General features: G+C 68.5%; 15 protein-coding genes. 11 read left to right on the top strand and 4 right to left on the bottom strand.

The window, feature by feature from the left end:
- Positions 1-36: 36 nt before the first annotated feature.
- Positions 37-1,017 carry a metallophosphoesterase gene (locus O159_RS10710; protein ID WP_021755805.1) on the bottom strand — a complete coding sequence of 327 codons (981 nt, stop codon included), beginning with the start codon at positions 1,015-1,017 and terminating at the stop codon, positions 37-39.
- Positions 1,014-3,590, bottom strand: a complete 2,577-nt coding sequence (locus O159_RS10705) for a transglycosylase domain-containing protein (protein ID WP_043993709.1) — start codon at positions 3,588-3,590, stop codon at positions 1,014-1,016. The genes O159_RS10710 and O159_RS10705 overlap by 4 nt, the downstream gene beginning before the upstream one ends.
- Before the next feature lie 89 nt (positions 3,591-3,679).
- On the opposite strand from O159_RS10705, the gene O159_RS15065 reads away from it, so the two are divergent.
- A complete protein-coding gene (locus O159_RS15065) occupies positions 3,680-3,829 on the top strand; it encodes a hypothetical protein (protein ID WP_169725636.1) in 150 nt (49 codons plus the stop codon).
- Positions 3,829-4,299: a RidA family protein gene (locus tag O159_RS10700; protein ID WP_021755802.1), complete on the top strand. Its 471-nt coding sequence runs from the start codon at positions 3,829-3,831 to the stop codon at positions 4,297-4,299. The genes O159_RS15065 and O159_RS10700 overlap by 1 nt, the downstream gene beginning before the upstream one ends.
- A gap of 121 nt (positions 4,300-4,420) precedes the next feature.
- On the opposite strand, the gene acs is transcribed toward O159_RS10700, so the two are convergent.
- Complete coding sequence (gene acs / locus O159_RS10695) at positions 4,421-6,385, bottom strand: acetate--CoA ligase (protein WP_021755801.1); 1,965 nt, start codon at positions 6,383-6,385, stop codon at positions 4,421-4,423.
- A gap of 617 nt (positions 6,386-7,002) precedes the next feature.
- On the opposite strand from acs, the gene O159_RS10690 reads away from it, so the two are divergent.
- From O159_RS10690 to O159_RS15930, 5 genes are all read left to right on the top strand, one after another.
- Positions 7,003-7,989 carry a TadA family conjugal transfer-associated ATPase gene (locus tag O159_RS10690; protein ID WP_236609472.1) on the top strand — a complete coding sequence of 329 codons (987 nt, stop codon included), beginning with the start codon at positions 7,003-7,005 and terminating at the stop codon, positions 7,987-7,989.
- Positions 7,982-8,905, top strand: a complete 924-nt coding sequence (locus tag O159_RS10685; RefSeq protein ID WP_043994264.1) for a type II secretion system F family protein — start codon at positions 7,982-7,984, stop codon at positions 8,903-8,905. Before O159_RS10690 ends, O159_RS10685 begins: the two co-directional genes overlap by 8 nt.
- Positions 8,906-8,986: 81 nt before the next feature.
- The gene (locus tag O159_RS14185; protein WP_081689872.1) at positions 8,987-9,163 is read left to right on the top strand and encodes a DUF4244 domain-containing protein; all 177 of its coding nucleotides are present in this window, start codon (positions 8,987-8,989) and stop codon (positions 9,161-9,163) included.
- 16 nt (positions 9,164-9,179) lie between these two features.
- Positions 9,180-9,488: a hypothetical protein gene (locus O159_RS10680; protein ID WP_021755798.1), complete on the top strand. Its 309-nt coding sequence runs from the start codon at positions 9,180-9,182 to the stop codon at positions 9,486-9,488.
- 26 nt (positions 9,489-9,514) lie between these two features.
- The gene (locus O159_RS15930; protein WP_081689951.1) at positions 9,515-9,985 is read left to right on the top strand and encodes an Rv3654c family TadE-like protein; all 471 of its coding nucleotides are present in this window, start codon (positions 9,515-9,517) and stop codon (positions 9,983-9,985) included.
- A 50-nt stretch (positions 9,986-10,035) separates the two neighbouring features.
- Here O159_RS15930 and O159_RS10670 read toward each other — a convergent pair whose 3' ends face one another.
- A complete protein-coding gene (locus O159_RS10670) occupies positions 10,036-10,287 on the bottom strand; it encodes a hypothetical protein (RefSeq protein ID WP_043993703.1) in 252 nt (83 codons plus the stop codon).
- 227 nt (positions 10,288-10,514) lie between these two features.
- On the opposite strand from O159_RS10670, the gene topA reads away from it, so the two are divergent.
- From topA to O159_RS10650, 4 genes are read left to right on the top strand one after another with little or no spacing between them, the layout of a single operon-like run.
- Positions 10,515-13,430, top strand: a complete 2,916-nt coding sequence (topA, locus tag O159_RS10665) for a type I DNA topoisomerase (protein ID WP_021755795.1) — start codon at positions 10,515-10,517, stop codon at positions 13,428-13,430.
- Positions 13,427-14,062 carry a dTMP kinase gene (tmk, locus tag O159_RS10660; RefSeq protein WP_021755794.1) on the top strand — a complete coding sequence of 212 codons (636 nt, stop codon included), beginning with the start codon at positions 13,427-13,429 and terminating at the stop codon, positions 14,060-14,062. The genes topA and tmk overlap by 4 nt, the downstream gene beginning before the upstream one ends.
- Before the next feature lie 41 nt (positions 14,063-14,103).
- On the top strand, positions 14,104-15,294 hold the full coding sequence (locus O159_RS10655; RefSeq protein ID WP_021755793.1) for a DNA polymerase III subunit delta': 1,191 nt from the start codon (positions 14,104-14,106) through the stop codon (positions 15,292-15,294).
- Positions 15,291-16,847 (top strand): alpha/beta hydrolase, encoded by a 1,557-nt coding sequence (locus tag O159_RS10650; protein ID WP_021755792.1) that lies wholly within the window; start codon positions 15,291-15,293, stop codon positions 16,845-16,847. The genes O159_RS10655 and O159_RS10650 overlap by 4 nt, the downstream gene beginning before the upstream one ends.
- The last annotated feature ends 1 nt before the right edge of the window (position 16,848 follow it).

The following is a 16,848-nucleotide window of genomic DNA, read 5'->3' as shown; positions in this document are numbered from 1 at the left end:
CAGAGGAGTTCGTGCAGGAGAAAAGGCCGACTCCGTTCACTCTGCCGCCGTCAGCGTGACGAGCGTCGCCTCCGGCCGGCACGCGAACCGCACCGGTGCGTAGATCGACGTTCCGAGCCCGGCCGACACGTTCAGGTAAGCCGTGCGGAAGGCGTGCCGCCACAGGCTCAGGCCCTTTGCCTGCTTGCGGGAGATGTCGCAGTTCGTCACCAGCGCGCCGTAGCCGGGCACACACACCTGGCCCCCGTGCGTGTGCCCGGCGAAGATCATCGCAGCGCCATAGGTCACGAACGAGTCAAGCACACGACGGTAGGGCGCGTGGACGACGCCGAGTGTCACCGTCGGGCGTTCCGGTCGCGCGCCGTCGCCAGGCCAGGCCGTGTCGTCGGAGTACGGGTCGTTCTCGCGCAGTTCGTCCAGCGCTCCCGGGATCGCTGCCACGCGGTCGTAGCGGATGTGCGGGTCGTCGACACCGAACAGCTCGAGGTGCGTGCCACGTACCTCCAGAGCCCCGGTAGCGTTGTTGAGGTCGAGCCAGCCGAGGCCGCTCAAGTATTCCGTCAAAGCGGCGGTGTCGAGCCGGGGCGAGGTGGAGCCGCGCTTCTTGGACGGGCCGGTGAAGTATTTGAACGGGTTCTTCAGCTGGGGGCCGAAGTAGTCGTTCGAGCCGTGTACGAAGACGCCGGGTACGCCTCGGAAGACATCGAGCGCCGCGCGGATGCCGCTGAGGCCGTCCTGGTGGCTCAGATTGTCGCCGGTGTCCACGATCAGATCGGGCTCGAAGCGCGCCAGGGAACGTATCCATTGCTGCTTGTCGTGCTGCCACGGAGCCATGTGCAGATCGGAGAGGTGCAGCACCCGGATGGAGTCCGATCCGGTCGGCAGCACCGGAACCGTCACTTCGCGCAGAGTGAACGCTCGGCGTTCGACGAGCGACCCGTAGGCGAATGCGGTCGCGCCGCCAGCGGCGAGCGCCGTCAGCGCGGCGCCCGCCGCTCGAAGCGAGCGCGCGCTCATCCGCCGGCGCCGGGCGTCGGAGTCGGCTGGGTCGCTTTCTGCGCGGTCAGGGCCACCTGGGTTCCCGGTCTGGCTCTGCTCCCCGCCCCGGGTTCCTCGGCCTGCACGATGGCGTCCGGGCTGCCCTCACCGGTGAGTCTGATGGCGAAACCGGCGTCGGCCAGCGCCTTCTGCGCATCGGACACCTTCATCCCGACGACGTTGGGGATCGTCACCAGCGCGCCGTTGCTCGTGTAGACGGTCACCTGCGTGCCTTTCTCGACCGAGGCCCCTGCCGCAGGATCGGTTGCGGAAACCGTGCCCGCTGGCAGTGCCGAGTCCTGCGGGCCGCCGTCGACGGAGTCGAGGCCGATGCCGATCAGGATGGACTTCGCTTCCGCGGGGGTCTTGCCGGTGAGGTCGGGGACGGTCACCTGTGCGCCGCGCACGAGTTTGTCCGATGCCTTGGCGAAAGGCTCGCCCCCGTACTTCGCGACGGCGGCGGACATCATGGCTCGCATGACCGATGTGCGGGCGCTGGCCGGGGATGTGCCGTGAGTCGGGGTGGTCCGCCGCATGTCTTGGTGACCGGTGACATTGCCCACCCAGTACGCACCCGCCACTCCCGTGGTGGAAGCCACAAGCCAGAGCTGCTCGTTTCCGTCTGTGGTCCCGGTCTTCGCAATCATGTCCTTGCCGGTCGTATTCATGCCGGCGGCCGTGCCTGGGCTGACGAGCACTCTCTGCATGGCCGCGGACATCGCTGCGGCGATCGACGGGTCGACCGATTGCTCGCACTTCGATGTCGGAGCGGACACCTCTTTGCCGTCGGCTCCGATGATCTTGTCGATCGCGATCGGGGAACAGGTGACTCCGCCATTGGCGATTCCCGCGAACGCGGTTGCCATCGTCAGCGGTGCGATGGTGTTCGTCCCCAGGACGCTGGCCGGGTTCGCGGCCAGCTCAGTGCCCGTGGCGGTGTGTACTCCGAAGGCTTTTGCCGTGTCCCGGATCTTGCAGAGATCGAGCTGGGATGCCATGGAGACGAACGCTGTGTTGATGGAGAGCTGCGTCGCCTGAATCGCGCTGCGAACGCCTTCTTCGCCCGAGCTGTCGTTCGTCGGCCAGCGGTTCGGGGTGGAGCCGTAGGAGCCGTTGGGGAAGCAATACCCCTTGAACGTGCCCGTGGCGTAGGTCCTGACGTTGGCATTGACTGTCTCGTTCAGCGTGTGGCCTTCTTCGAGCCATTCGGCGAGCGTGAACGTCTTGTAGGTGGATCCGACCTGGAAACCGTTGGAGCCGCCGTAGTCGTAGTCAGTCGCATAGTTGACCGATGAGTATTGATCGCCCGACGCGAGCACATCCGGATCTTGTGAGTACTGCTTGTTCTGGGCCATGTAGAGGATACGCCCTGTCCCCGGCTGGACACCCACAAGTACGCCGCCGATGTCGAACGAGTACGTCTGTGGCACATAGGAAGCGAGCGTCTCCTCCGCGGTCCGCTGCAGGTCGACATCGAGAGAGGTGTAGATCTTGTAGCCGCCGCGGTTGAAGTTCGCTGCGCGGGAATCCTCGTCTTTGCCGAAGGTGGTTTCGTTCAGGATGATCCTCTGCACGTAGTCGCAGAAGTACGCCGCCCCGCCGGCCGTTTGGCAGCCGCGGCTGGACGGCGTGATCACCGGCTGGATCGGCGTCTCGACCGCTTCGTCGTACTGCGCTTTGGTGAGTTTCTTGTACTCGTACATCTTGCCGAGGATGTAGTCGCGGCGCTCCTTGTTCTTGGCGTAGCCGTTGGCGGCCCCGTTCGATGCGGAGTCGGGGTTGTCGAGCTTCAGTCCGCTCGGCTCGTTGACGATCGCGATGAGGCTGGCCGCCTGCGCGGGCGTCAGCGCTGCCGCGGTCGTGTTGTAGTAGTAGCGGGCTGCGGCTTCGATTCCGTAGACGGAACCGCCAAAGCCGGCGATGTTCAGATAGCCGACCAGGATCTCGTCTTTGGGGTACTTCTTCTCCAGGCCGATGGCGTACTTCATCTCCTTGATCTTGCGGTCTGGCGTGATGCCCGTGGAGTCGTCGACGCAGTCTTGGTACTTGGCCTTCTGATCCTTCGTCTTGACCGGCATCGCCTCGCACTTCTGGAGCAGCACGTTCTTCACGTACTGCTGCGTGATCGAGGAGCCGCCCTGCACGCCGCCACCGGAGACCGTCGAGAGGACACCGCGCATGGTGCCCTGGATGTCGACGCCGCCGTGCGTGTAGAAGCGCGGGTCCTCGCCGGCGATCGCGGCATCCTTCGCCGACTGCGAGATCTGGTCGAAGGCGACCGGCAACCGGTTCTGGGAGTAGAAAGTGGCCAGCGCGACGTCGGAACCGTCGGCGTTCTTCGCGTAGATCGTGGTCGGCTGGGCGAGCTGGCCGATCTGGAGGTACTCGGGCAGCCCCTCGAAAATGCCGATGCTGTTGTTGGCGGCCATGCCTGTCACTGCGATGGCGGGTGTGACGGCGGCGGTGACCAGAAGACCGACCACGGCGCTCATGCCGACGAACGCGCCGACGGCTCCGAGCCCACCTCTAGCCTGTGGTTTTTTCGCAGACATAGGATCAGGCTAAGCGATAAACCTGATAGGTGGGACCGAACGGCCCGACCCCTGCAACCGGAAAGGGCAGAATGCTGCGCTGGGAATACATGACCACCCCTCTGATCGTCCACAACACCGCCGCCATCCTCAACAACTGGGGGTCTGACGGCTGGGAGCTGGTGCAGGTGGTCATCGGATCGGAAGGCGGTCTGGTCGCCTACCTGAAGCGTCCGGCGCGGGACGGGGCGGACACCTAATGGCGGGCGTCGAGGCGAGGCTCGCCGAACTCGGGATCGACCTGCCGGAGGTTGTCCCGCCCGTCGCCGCCTACACTCCCGCGGTGGTCGACGGCGGCCACGTGTACACCTCCGGTCAGCTGCCCATGGTCGCGGGCGCTCTGCCTGCGACAGGCAGAGTGGGGGAGGGGCACGGCCTCGTCCCCGCCGCTGACGCCAAGGAGTACGCCAGGATCTGTGCTTTGAACGCGCTCGCTGCGGTCAAAAGCGTGATCGGCTCCCTCGATCGCGTCACTCGTGTGGTCAAGGTCGTCGGCTTCGTCGCCTCGGACCCCGCGTTCACCGGCCAGCCCGGTGTCGTCAACGGCGCCTCCGAGGTTCTCGGCGAGGTCTTCGGCGACGCCGGCGTCCACGCTCGCTCCGCGGTCGGTGTCGCTGTGCTCCCGCTCGACGCTCCTGTCGAGGTCGAGCTCATCGTCGCGTTCGACTAGGCCGTGAGCCCGGGAAGCGGCGCGAACCGGCCCGGTTCGCGCCGCTTCCTCTGTTCGGCAGCGGTGCTGCTCTGGTCCGCGCTGTCTGGATCTGCGCTGCGCCGATCGTCTAGCTGTACAGCTAGACGAGCTTGGACTGGATGGACGACATGATCGCCGTGTCCGCCAGAGTCGTGGTGTCGCCGACCTCGCGCCCTTCCGCGACATCCCGGAGCAGCCTGCGCATGATCTTCCCGGAGCGCGTCTTCGGCAGTTCGTTGACCAGGAAGATGTCGCGCGGCCGGGCGATCGCGCCGATCTGCTCGGCGACGTGCTTGCGCAGTTCCGCGGCCGCGTCGATCGACTCGGCCGTCTCCAGCTGATTCTGCTTGATGATGACGAAGGCCACCACCGCTTGACCGGTCGTTTCGTCCGCCGCGCCGACCACGGCGGCCTCCGCGGTGAGCGGGTGGGCGACCAGCGCCGATTCGATCTCCGTGGTCGACAGGCGGTGCCCGGAGACGTTCATCACATCATCCACGCGGCCCATCAGCCAGATCTCGCCGTCCTTGTCGTAGCGGGCGCCGTCGCCGGCGAAGTACTTGTCGCCGAATTTCTCCCAGTATGTGTCCTTGAAGCGCTCTGGGTCGCCCCAGATGCCGCGCAGCATGCTCGGCCACGGTTTGGTGACCACGAGGAGGCCGCCCTCGTCCCGGCCGACCGGAACACCGGCCTCGTCGAGGACGTCGACCGAGATCCCGGGCAGCGGAACCTGGGCGCTCCCCGGTTTCAATGTCGTCACTCCGGGAAGGGCGGAGACCATGATCGCGCCGGTCTCGGTCTGCCACCAGGTGTCGACGACGGGCGTCCGGTTGCCGCCGATGACCTCGCGGTACCACATCCAGGCCTCGGGGTTGATGGGTTCCCCCACCGACCCGAGCACGCGCAGGCTCGACAGGTCGAACCGCTGCGGGTGCTGCCGGCCTAGCTTCATGAAGGAGCGGATCGCTGTGGGGGCCGTGTAGAAGATCGAGACCCTATATTTCTCGATGATCTCCCACCACCGGCCGGGGTGCGGCGTCTCGGGGGTGCCTTCGTAGAGCACCTGCGTCGCGCCGTTCGCGAGCGGGCCGTACACGACGTATGTGTGGCCGGTGATCCAGCCGACATCCGCGCTGCACCAGTAGACGTCGGACTCGGGATGCAGGTCGAACACGTTCTTGTGGGTGAAAGCCGCCTGGGTCAGGTAGCCGCCCGAGGTGTGCAGGATGCCCTTCGGCTTTCCGGTGGTGCCCGAGGTGTACAGGATGAAGAGTGGGTTCTCGGACGGGAAGGCTTTCGCGACGTGGTCGGCATCCACCTGGGCGATCTTCTCGTGCCACCACAGGTCGCGGCCTTCGGTCCAGGCCACCTCGTTCTCGCCGCGCTTCACGACGAGAACGTGCTCGACGGTGCTTTGCCGGTCGGCGCACTGTTCGTTGGCGAGGGCGGCGTCCACCGCGTCTTTGAGCGGGAAGACGCGGCCTTTCCGCCAGCCGCCGTCGGCCGTGATGACAAGCTTCGCCGCGGCGTCGTCGATGCGCGAGCGGAGACTCTCTGCGCTGAATCCGCCGAAGACCACCGAGTGGACGGCGCCGATCCTGGCGATCGCGAGCATCGCGACGACGGCCTCCGGGATCATCGGCAGGTAGATCGCCACGCGGTCGCCCGCACGGACGCCGAGGCTGGTGAGCAGGTTCGCTGCCTTCTTCACCTCGGCGGTCAGCTCGGCGTAGGTGATGCTCCGGCTGTCGCCGGGCTCGCCCTCCCAGTGGAGCGCGACGCGCTCGCCGTTTCCGGCGTTCACATGCCGGTCGAGGCAGTTGTAGGCCACGTTGAGCTCGCCGTCGTCGAACCACTGAGCGAACGGCGGATTCGACCAGTCGAGCGTGCGTGTGAACGGCTTGTGCCAGTGCAGCAGCTCGCGCGACTGGTCGGCCCAGAATCCGAGACGGTCGGCGGACGCTCTCTCGTAGAGATCAGCCGACGCCACAGCGTTCGCGGCGAATTCCTCGCTGGGCGCGAACCGGCGCGCTTCGTGCAGCAGGTTGTCGATGGTGTTGCTCATGGCGAGTCTGTTCGCTCCTTTGCGATGCCGGATGGGATGAGTCGTGGCACGATACTGCCCGACTCTACAACCTGTAGAAGAGGACCCCGAACAGACTTGCGTTTGCATTGATTCTGCGTAGACTAGTCCGTGGCCGAATTGTTAATATTCTGGCGTGCGGCGCAATACGATTCCCCCCAATCCTGCGCCGCAGTGGCCGCACCTGTTCCCCCCAATAGGTGCGGCCCCCCTTTGTTTAACACGGGTCTCCTGTTCGCGATCGAGTTCTCCACAGCACGGCGGCGCGGCCGAGTTGTCCACGGATTCTGCGACCCCGGCGCGCAGACGCGGGATGTCCGTAGCGTCAGGGGATGCGAAGACGAACACGGGCGCGGGCGAAGCCGCGGGAGAGCCCACGGGAGCCGTCCCGTCACCGGGCGATGGAGGCTGCCGCAGGACCGGCCGAACGGTACGAGCCGCCGGGCGGCGGCCGGGTGCTCCCGGCCGCTCATGTTGCGCTGGATGACGCGACGGCATCGCGGGGGTCGCCGGCGATTGCGCCGGAGACACCGACGCTAGCCGGGAGCCCGGAAGGGGGCTTGGCGGCCGTCTCGTCCCGCGTGGCGTCGAAACCGCCCGTGCTCTCCCCGCGTCCGGACGCCTCATCGGTCCGTCTCCAGACCCCGCCACCGGCCGGCCTCTGGTACACGTACGGTCCGCTCACCCTCTATCTCATGCGCGAGGGCATCACCGACCTCTTCGTCACCGGTTCCGGCGAACTCTGGACGGACGACGCCCGCAGCGGCCTCCGACGGCAGGACGGCTGGAACGCGGAGGAAACCGCGGTCAGACGACTCGCCGTCCGCCTGATCGCGCACGGCGGACGGCACATCGACGAGGCGACGCCTTTCATCGACGTCCGGCTCCCGGGCGGCGTGCGCGTCCACGCAGTGCTGCCGCCCGTCTCCACCGAGGGCACCCTGCTCTCCGTCCGCATCCCCGCGCGCGTGCAGCCGCGCATCCCGGATCTGGTCGAGAGCGGAACGCTCACGGCCGCCCAGCGTGCGATCCTGCTCGCCGCCGTCGCAGGCAGGGTCAACCTCCTCGTGACGGGGGCTGGCGGCGCGGGGAAGACGACCCTCCTCGCGGCGATGCTCGCCCACGTGCCGCCCACCGAACGCCTCGTCGTGATCGAGGATGTCGCCGAACTCCGCATTCCGCACCCGCACGTCGTCGGTCTTCAGGCGCGACAGCCGAATCTGGAGGGTGCGGGTGGGGTAGACCTGCGCCGCCTCGTCCGCGAGGCACTCCGGATGCGACCGGACCGGCTCGTCCTGGGGGAGTGCCGCGGCGCCGAGATCAGCGATCTCCTGTCGGCGCTCAACACCGGACACGACGGCGGAGCTGGCACCCTGCATGCCAACTCTATCGAGGACGTCCCGGCCCGGCTCGAGGCGCTCGGGGCGCTCGCGGGGCTGCACGATCGAGCCGTGGCGCGTCAGGCGGTCAGCGCTATCGGGATGATCGTCCACGTCGAACGCTCGGGTGGGCGCCGCCGAGTGGCGGGGTTCGGCCGGCTCGCGCTCGGCGGCGACGGCCGTCTGCGGGTGGTGCGGGATGACTGAGCGCGGCCGGAGGCGGCCCGGTTTCGAGGAAGACGCGCTCGCCGAGGCCGTCGAGGCGCTGGGCGTGCTGCTGGAGGCGGGGGTGGCTCCGGAATCGGCTTGGGGCTATCTCGCGGAGGACTCATCGCATCCCGCGATCGGCCGCGTGGCGCGAGCGGTCTCGGCGGGGGAGCGGCCGGGGGATGCGCTCGTGCTCGTCTCGGTCCGGGCGGGCCCAGCCGTTCGGACGGTCGCGGCAGCCTGGCAGGTCGCCGAGGCCGCCGGAGCCGTGCTCTCGCCCGTGTTGCGCGGCGCCGGAGCCTCGCTCCGCGACCGCGCGGAGACGGCGCGTGAAGTGGAAGCGGCACTGAGCGGTCCCCGGGCGACCTCACGGCTGATGACGGTCCTTCCCCTGGTGGGGCTGCTCATGGCGGCCGGGCTCGGGATCGACGTCCTCGGTGCGCTCACCGGTTCGCTGATCGGCTGGGGGCTCCTCGTCGCCGGTGTCGGGCTGACGTTCGCGGGGCGGGCCTGGATGTCCCGGTTGGTCCGGTCCGCGACGACGAGGGGCCCCGTCGCCGGCGTCGGACTGGACCTGATGGGCGCGGCCCTTGCGGGCGGTCTCTCCGTGCCGGGTGCGCGACGGCTCATCGGCGAGGTGCGGGAGCGTTCGGGGCTGGACACCGGCGACGATCATGTGCTCGACCGTGTGCTCCGTATCGCGGAACGCGCGGGAGCGCCGGTGGCCGATCTCCTGGCGTCCGCGTCTCGGCAGGAACGGCGCTCCGCCCGCATCGAGGGACGAGCGCGGGCGGCGACGCTGGCTGTGCGGCTGTTGCTCCCGCTGGGTGTCTGTGTGCTCCCCGCGTTTCTCGTTCTTGGCGTCGCACCGGTCATCCTCGCGATGGTCTCCTCCACAGTGACCGGTCTCCGATGACTTATCAACAGATTCGCCCGACTCGAACCACGCCTGAGCCTTCGCCGCGAGGATCGAATCATCGACAACGAAGGAGGACCCATGCGGGAGTTCACGAACAGACTGATCATCGAAGAACGCGGCGCGAGCACGGCCGAATACGCGGTCACCACCATGGCGGCGGTGGGCTTCGCCGGGCTGCTGGTGTTGCTCCGGGGCGACGAGGTCCGCGGCATCCTGAGCGAACTGGTGAGACGTGCGCTCACGGTGGCCGGTTAGCGCCGAGCGCGGCAGCGTGGCCGCAGAGTTCGCAGCCGCGCTCCCCGCCGTCATCGTCGGGCTCGGGCTGTGCATCGCCGGTGTCCAGGCCGCGGCACAGCAGGCGGTGCTGACCGATCGGGCCGCCGTGATGGCCTGGCTGCTCGGGCGCGGGGATGTTCCTCCCGATCCGCCGGGTGGACAGACGAGCGCGACCGAGAGGGAGAAAGGGATGGTGTGCGTGCGGATGTCCGCCCCGGTCGCGGCGATCGGACTCGGCAGCTTCGGGCTCGCTGTGAGCGCCCGGGCGTGCGCGCTGGACGAGTCGGCGGTCGAGGGACCGTGACGGCATCGGTGACACCGGGCTCACGCATGAGGTTCGTGTCCGGTAGCGGTGAGCGTGCGAGTCGTGGCGCGGAGACGGCAGCGGCTTCGGGGTGTGGTGCGCGTGCTTGGTGTGGTGTGCGTTCAGGTTTGTCGCCGGCGCGTGGCGTAGCTGTCCCGCTCTCCTCAGATCGCGGAGCGGGCACCGTCCTTGCCGTGCTGATCGTGGCGGTCGTCGTCGTGGTCGGGCTGCTCGTGATGGCGGTCTGCGGTGCGCTGGCGGCTCAACGACGGGCGGGCGTCGCGGCGGACCTGGCAGCGCTCGCGGCGGCGGACATCGCCATCGGACGGCTGCCGGGCGAACCGTGTGAGGTTGCCCGGAATATCGCGAGGGCGAACGGCGCGGTGGTGAGCGCGTGTGCGGTGACCGAGGCGGTCGCCGTTGTCACCGTGCAGGTGGGTTACGCCGGGCTCGTGGCCTCCGCATCCGCTCGAGCCGGGCCGGCGGGCACACCATGAGGGCAGGCACACCATAAGTCGATGCGCGGGCCGCACAGGCCGAGCACTGCTCAGTCGAACACTGTCTCCAAATAGCGATACGCCGCCGCGCTCGGAAGCGGCGCACGGTCGTCGCCGGGCGCGAACTCGACCTCTGCCCCGGCGGCACGGATGTAGACGAAGCGCTTGCCTGCGGTGGTGGAAGGGAGTTCCAGACGGGGGCGGAGTCCGTCCTCGTCGAGGAAAGCCGTGGCGATGGTCTTGCCCTCGAGGGGGCCGTCGATCAGCTTGGCGGTGTACGTCGTCATTGAAGTCGGTGCCATACCCTTATTGTCCGCGTTCGCTGCGCGACCGCAAGAGCGGTGCGGTTCGGGCGATGCGCCCAGGGCGAACGTCCGTCGAGAGGATTAGGCACACTGGCGGCTGAGGTGTGTATGGTTTGCGTGTTGGGCCGTGTGGGCCGCGCTCGCCGCCATCGGAGCGGCGCTTGGGGGAGCGAAACCGCACGTTCGTCGAAACGATCGTGCGTACAGATATAACGAGGAGTCAGGTGCCCGCCACGAAGAAACTCGTCATCGTCGAGTCTCCGAACAAGATGAAGTCTATCGCGCAGTATCTGGGCGACGGCTACGAGGTCATGGCCTCAGTCGGGCACATCCGCGACCTCATCGAGCCCAAGAACCTGCCGCCGGAACTGAAGAAGGGCTCGCTCGGCAAGTTCTCGGTGGATGTCGAGAACGAGTTCGAGCCCTACTACGTCGTGTCCGATCAGAAGAAGAAGACGGTCGCCGACCTGAAGCGGGCGCTGAAGGACGCCGACGAGCTCCTGCTCGCCACGGATGAGGACCGCGAGGGGGAAGCCATCGCCTGGCATCTGGTCGAGGTGCTCAAACCGAAGGTGCCCGTCAAGCGGATGGTGTTCCACGAGATCACCCGTGAGGCGATCGAGAAGGCGCGCGACAACACCCGCCAGATCGACACGGCCCTCGTCGACGCTCAGGAGACCCGGCGCATCCTGGACCGCCTGTACGGCTACGAGGTGTCGCCGGTGCTCTGGCGGAAGGTTGGTCCCGGGCTGTCGGCCGGTCGCGTCCAGTCCGCGGCGACGCGGCTCGTCGTGGACCGCGAACGGGAGCGGCTGGCGTTCGTCGCGGCGAGCTACTGGGGACTGACGGCCGAGCTTGCGCCGGAAGAGGCCCCTTCCTTCGGGGCCCGGCTCGCACGGGTCGATGGCGACCGGATCGCGACCGGTCGCGACTTCGACGACCACGGTCGGTTGACCTCCGGGGCGCGGACCCTCGACGAGGCCGCCGCGCAGGCGCTCGCCGAGGCGATCCGGAAGCCGAGCACGGTCGTGTCGGTCGCGAAGGTCGACTCGAAGCCGTATTCGCGGCGTCCGGCAGCGCCGTTCACCACCTCGACGATGCAGCAGGAGGCCGCCCGGAAGCTGCGGTTCTCGGCACGTCAGACGATGAGTGTCGCGCAGTCGCTCTACGAGAACGGCTACATCACCTATATGCGCACCGACTCCGCCTCGCTGTCGCAGCAGGCGACGAACGCGGCACGGGCACAAGCGGCGAAGCTCTACGGTCCCGAGACGGTGCCGGAGAAGCCACGCGTCTACACCTCCAAGAGCAAGAACGCACAGGAGGCCCACGAGGCGATCCGTCCCTCGGGTGAGACGTTCCGGACTCCGGCCGAGCTGGAGAAGTCGTTGCGCGGGCCGGAGCTGCGGCTCTACGACCTGATCTGGAAGCGCACGGTCGCCTCGCAGATGGCCGACGCCAAGGGACAGACCGCTTCGGTCACCGTCGAGGCCGCCATCGCGGAGGGGCAGCTCTCGGGGACGGTCGCGGAGTTCACCGCGAGCGGCACCGTGATCACTTTCCGCGGGTTCCTGGGCGCCTACGAAGAGGGCCGGGACGAGGAGCGCAACGCCTCCGACACCGGTGAGTCCAAGCTCCCGCCGTTGACCGCCGGGCAGGCGCTGTCCGTCCAGGAGGTCGCAGCGGACGGGCACGAGACCACCCCGCCGCCGCGCTACACCGAGGCGAGCCTCGTCAAATCGCTGGAGGAGCTCGGGATCGGGCGTCCGTCGACGTTCGCGAGCATCATCTCCACGATCATCGACCGCGGCTATGTCACCCAGCGCGGTCAGGCGCTCGTGCCCAGCTGGGTGGCGTTCTCGGTCGTCCGCCTGTTGGAGGACTACTTCGGCGACCTCGTGCAGTACGACTTCACGGCCGAGATGGAAGACGACCTCGACCGCATTGCCGGCGGTTTGGCGGCGCGCGTGGACTGGCTGAACAGCTTCTACTTCGGCAGTGACAAGCACACGGGGCTGCGCCGGGTCATCGACAATCTCGGTGAGATCGACGCGCGCAGCATCAACTCGATCGCGATCGACGACGGCGTGACGCTTCGCATCGGCAAGTACGGTCCTTACCTCGAGCTCGCCGAACCGGGTGCGGCGGAGGACGCCTCGCCGCGCCGGGTCAGCATCCCGCCGGAGCTGGCCCCGGACGAGCTGACCCCGGCCAAGGCGCGCGAGCTGATCGAGGCGCCGGTCCAGACCGACCGTGTGCTGGGCACCAACCCGGCGAACGGGAAGCTGGTGCTCGCGAAAGACGGCCGCTTCGGTCCCTACGTGACCGAAGCCGACCCGGAAGAGCCCGAGGCCGACCAGCAGACCGGCGAGGTGATCGAGGCCAGGAAGCCCGCGAAGAAGGGCGCGGCGCCGAAGCAGCGCACGGCGTCCCTCTTCAAATCGATGGACCTGGCGAGCGTCGACCTCGACACCGCGCTCCGGTTGCTCGATCTGCCACGTGTCGTCGGTGTGGACCCGGAGAGCGGGGACGAGATCCAGGCGCAGAACGGCCGCTACGGGCCGTACCTGAAGAAGGGGACCGACACCCGCTCGCTGCCGGGAGAGGACGATATCTTCGCCGTCGACCTCGCAGGGGCGCTGGATCTGTTCGCCCAGCCGAAGTATGGCAACCGGCGTGCCTCGAGCGCGCTCAAGGAATTCGATGCGGACCCGGTCAGCGGCAAACCGATCAGGCTGAAGGACGGCCGGTTCGGTCCCTACGTCACCGACGGCGAGACGAACGCGACCATCCCGCGTGGCGAGACCGTCGACGAGGTCGACTTCGAGCGGGCCGTGCAACTCCTGGCCGATAAACGTGCCAAGGGTCCGGCCAAGAAGGGCGCGGCGAGGAAGGCCACGTCGCGCGCGAGCGCCGCGAAGAAGACGCCCGCGAAGAAGACGCCCGCGAAGAAGACGCCCGCGAAGAAGACGCCCGCGAAGAAGACGCCCGCGAAGCCGGCCGCCGCGAAGAAGACGGCCGCGACCACGAGCGCAGCGGCCACGTCGAGCGCGGCGAAGACCGCGGCGGCGAAGAAGGCCGCCGCCGTCAAGACCACCGCATCCACCGCCGTCGAGCCGACCGCTGCGGACGCGGAGTGAGCGTCCCCACCTCCCGCCCCGGGCTGTTCATCACGCTCGAGGGCGGGGACGGTGTCGGGAAGTCCACCCAGGCCGCCCTGCTCGAGCGGTGGCTGCTCGGGCTCGGCCGCACGGTCGTCCGCACTCGCGAGCCCGGCGGCACGGACGTCGGAGTCGAGATCCGGGAGATCGTTCTGCACCGCCGCGGGGACATCGCTCCGCGCGCCGAGGCGCTGCTGTACGCCGCGGACCGCGCGCACCATGTCGCGACGGTCGTGCGTCCGGCCCTGGAGCGCGGGGAGGTGGTGTTGCAGGACCGTTACCTCGACTCCTCCGTCGCCTACCAGGGCGCCGGACGGGTGCTGGACGCGGGGGAGGTCCGCGGGCTGTCGCTGTGGGCCGCCGAGGGGCTGCTGCCGGATCTGACCATTCTGCTCGACCTCGACGAGACGACCGCGCGGGTGCGCCTCGACAGTGCCCGGACACGGTACGACCGGCTGGAGGCGGAACGGTCCGAGTTCCACGCGCGGGTGCGGGCGGCCTATCTGGCGCTCGCCGCCGCCGAGCCGGGGCGGTTCCTGGTCGTGGACGCTTCGTGTCCGGTCGAGGAGATCGCCGCGGAGATCCGCCGCCGCCTCGACGGCCGGGTCTGAGGGCGGAGCGAGTGTCCGCGGTGGCCGCTAGCCTGGAGGCTATGGCGGTCTGGGACGAACTCACGGGGCAGGACGACGCCATCGCCGTCGTCCGTGCCGCCGCGGAGACCGCCACCGCCCCCGGGCCCGTCGAGCAGGCGGCCCGCGGCATGACGCACTCGTGGCTGATCACCGGTCCGCCCGGCTCGGGCCGGTCGAATCTCGCGTTCGCTTTCGCGACCGCGCTGCTGAGCCCCGGGACCCCGGAGGGAGACCGGGCAGCGCGCCGGCAGGTCGAGGCGAGGACGCATCCCGATCTCACCGTCCTGAGCACCGAGCGGGTGATCATCTCGATCGACGAGGTGCGCTCGCTCGTCTCCAGCTCGCAGTTCGCGCCCTCGGCCGGGCGGTTTCGCGTGATGGTCATCGAGGACGCCGACCGGATGACCGAGCGCACCTCGAATGTGCTGCTGAAGGCGCTGGAGGAGCCTCCGGAGCGCACGGTCTGGATACTGTGCGCGCCGAGCGAGGCCGACCTGCTGCCGACGATCCGCTCCCGCGTGCGCACGGTGCGGCTGAAGGTGCCCGGCGTGGCGGACGTTGCCGGGCTCATCCAACGGCGCGACGGGGTGGACGCCGAGACCGCCGAGCGCGCGGCCCGTCACGCTCAGAGCCACATCGGGATGGCGCACCGGCTCGCGACGAACGGGGAAGCCCGGCGACGGCGCGAGCGGACGCTGCAACTCGCCCTCGGGGTCCGCTCGGTCTCCGGCGCGGTGCTCGCCGCAGCGGAACTGCTGGAGATCGCCGGCGCGGACGCCAAAGCGATCACGGAGGAGCGCGACGCGCAGGAGCGAGAACACGCTCTGCGCTCGCTCGGCCTCGAACCCGGCGCGGCCATCCCCCCGGCGCTGCGTGTGCAACTGCGCCAGCTCGAAGAGGACCAGAAGCGCCGTGCTACGCGCAGTCTGCGCGACGGGATCGACCGCATCCTGACCGATCTGCTCTCGCTGTACCGCGACGTGATGATGGTCCAGCTCGACGGCGGGATCGGTCTCGTGAACACCGAGCTGAGTGGCGAGCTCGGCGCACTCAGCGCCCGTACGACTCCGGCCGCTACGCTCGCGGCCATGGACGCGGTCGCCACCGCCCGTCAGCGCATCGACGCGAACGTCGCGCCCGCGCTGGCCCTCGAGGCCATGCTCACCGCTGTTCTCCGTGGCGAAGCCGCGCGAAAAGGGACCGACCAATGACCACGCGATCAGGACGCCCGTCCTGCCGGGGAGCCGCCCGTACCGTCTTCATCGCCATCGCAGCGGTCGTCGCGCTCACGCTGAGCGGCTGCGTCACCTGGTTCCTGCCGGCGAGAGCGCCGCGGACGTCCACGCCGGCGACAGAGAGCGTTCCCGCTGCGTTGCAGCCCTTCTACAGCCAGCGCCTGACCTGGTCGGACTGCGCGAGCGGGATGCAGTGCTCGACGGCCAAGGCGCCGCTGAACTGGAACGATCCGGGCGCGGGCGAGATCGAGCTCGCGCTCATCCGGCAGCCCGCGAAGGGCGCGAAGCAGGGCTCGTTGCTGGTCAACCCGGGTGGACCCGGTGGCTCCGGCTACGATTTCGTGAAGGATTCGGTGGACCGCGCGACCGACTCCACTCTGCAGGACCATTTCGATGTGGTGGGCTTCGATCCCCGCGGCGTTGGCCGGTCGTCGGCGGTCAGGTGCTACGGCGCCGGCCAGATGGACGATTACCTCTATGGCATCACGCCCGGCACGCGCGGTTCGGACCAGTGGATCGCGGAGAACACTGCTGTCTCGAAGAACTTCGGTGCGGCGTGCGAGAAGAACACGGGCGCGCTGCTCGACCATGTGGACACGGTCAGCGCCGCACGCGATCTAGATCTGCTGCGCGCCGCCCTGGGCGACAAGAAGCTCAACTATCTCGGCTATTCGTATGGCACCTACCTGGGCGCGGTCTACGCCGGTCTCTATCCGGGCAAGACCGGCCGGCTCGTGTTCGACGGAGCGCTCGACCCTGCGGTCTCGTACTTCGATGTGACGAAGGCGCAGGCCGAGGGCTTCGAGAGTGCGCTGAGCGCCTATCTCAAAGACTGCCTGCCGCAGAAGGGCTGCCCGTTCGCCGGCACGGTGGAGGAGGGGATGCGGACCGTCTCCGACCTGCTGGCCTCTGTCGAGAAGAGTCCGATCCGCAACAGCGACGGACGCATGCTCGGCGCCGACACCCTGGTGACCGCGATCATCTACCCGCTCTACGACGCGACCGCGTGGTCGTACTTGAGTAAGATGTTCGAGTCGGTGATGAAGGGCAGCGCGGCGGCCGCGTTCACCCTGGCCGACGCCTACAACAGCCGGAGCAAAGACGGCACTGAGAACGGCAATTCCACCGAGGCGTTCTCGGCGATCAACTGCCTGGACTACTCCCACGACGCCGATCCCGTCAGAATGCGTGCGCAAGCCGCGGAGCTCACACGGGCGGCGCCGGTCATCGGCCCCTACATGTCGTACGGCGAGATCGGGTGCGCGAACTGGCCGTACAAGTCGGCTGTCGAGCGCGGCCCGATCGCCGCGAAAGGCTCGGCTCCCATCCTGGTCGTCGGCACCACCAACGACCCGGCCACCCCGTATGTCTGGGCGAAGAGCCTCGCCGGCCAGTTGGAGAACGGGCGCCTGCTGAGGTACAAGGGCGAGGGCCACACGGCCTACAACAAGTCCAACTCCTGTGTGAACGACACCGTGGACTCCTACCTCGTGAATGGCGTGCTGCCCGCCGACGGTAAGACCTGCTGAG

Source organism: Leifsonia xyli subsp. cynodontis DSM 46306 (genome assembly GCF_000470775.1).
GTDB classification, from domain to species: domain Bacteria; phylum Actinomycetota; class Actinomycetes; order Actinomycetales; family Microbacteriaceae; genus Leifsonia; species Leifsonia cynodontis.
The sequence above is the reverse complement of the archived record's forward strand: the minus strand, read 5'-3'. Positions and strand labels throughout refer to the sequence as shown.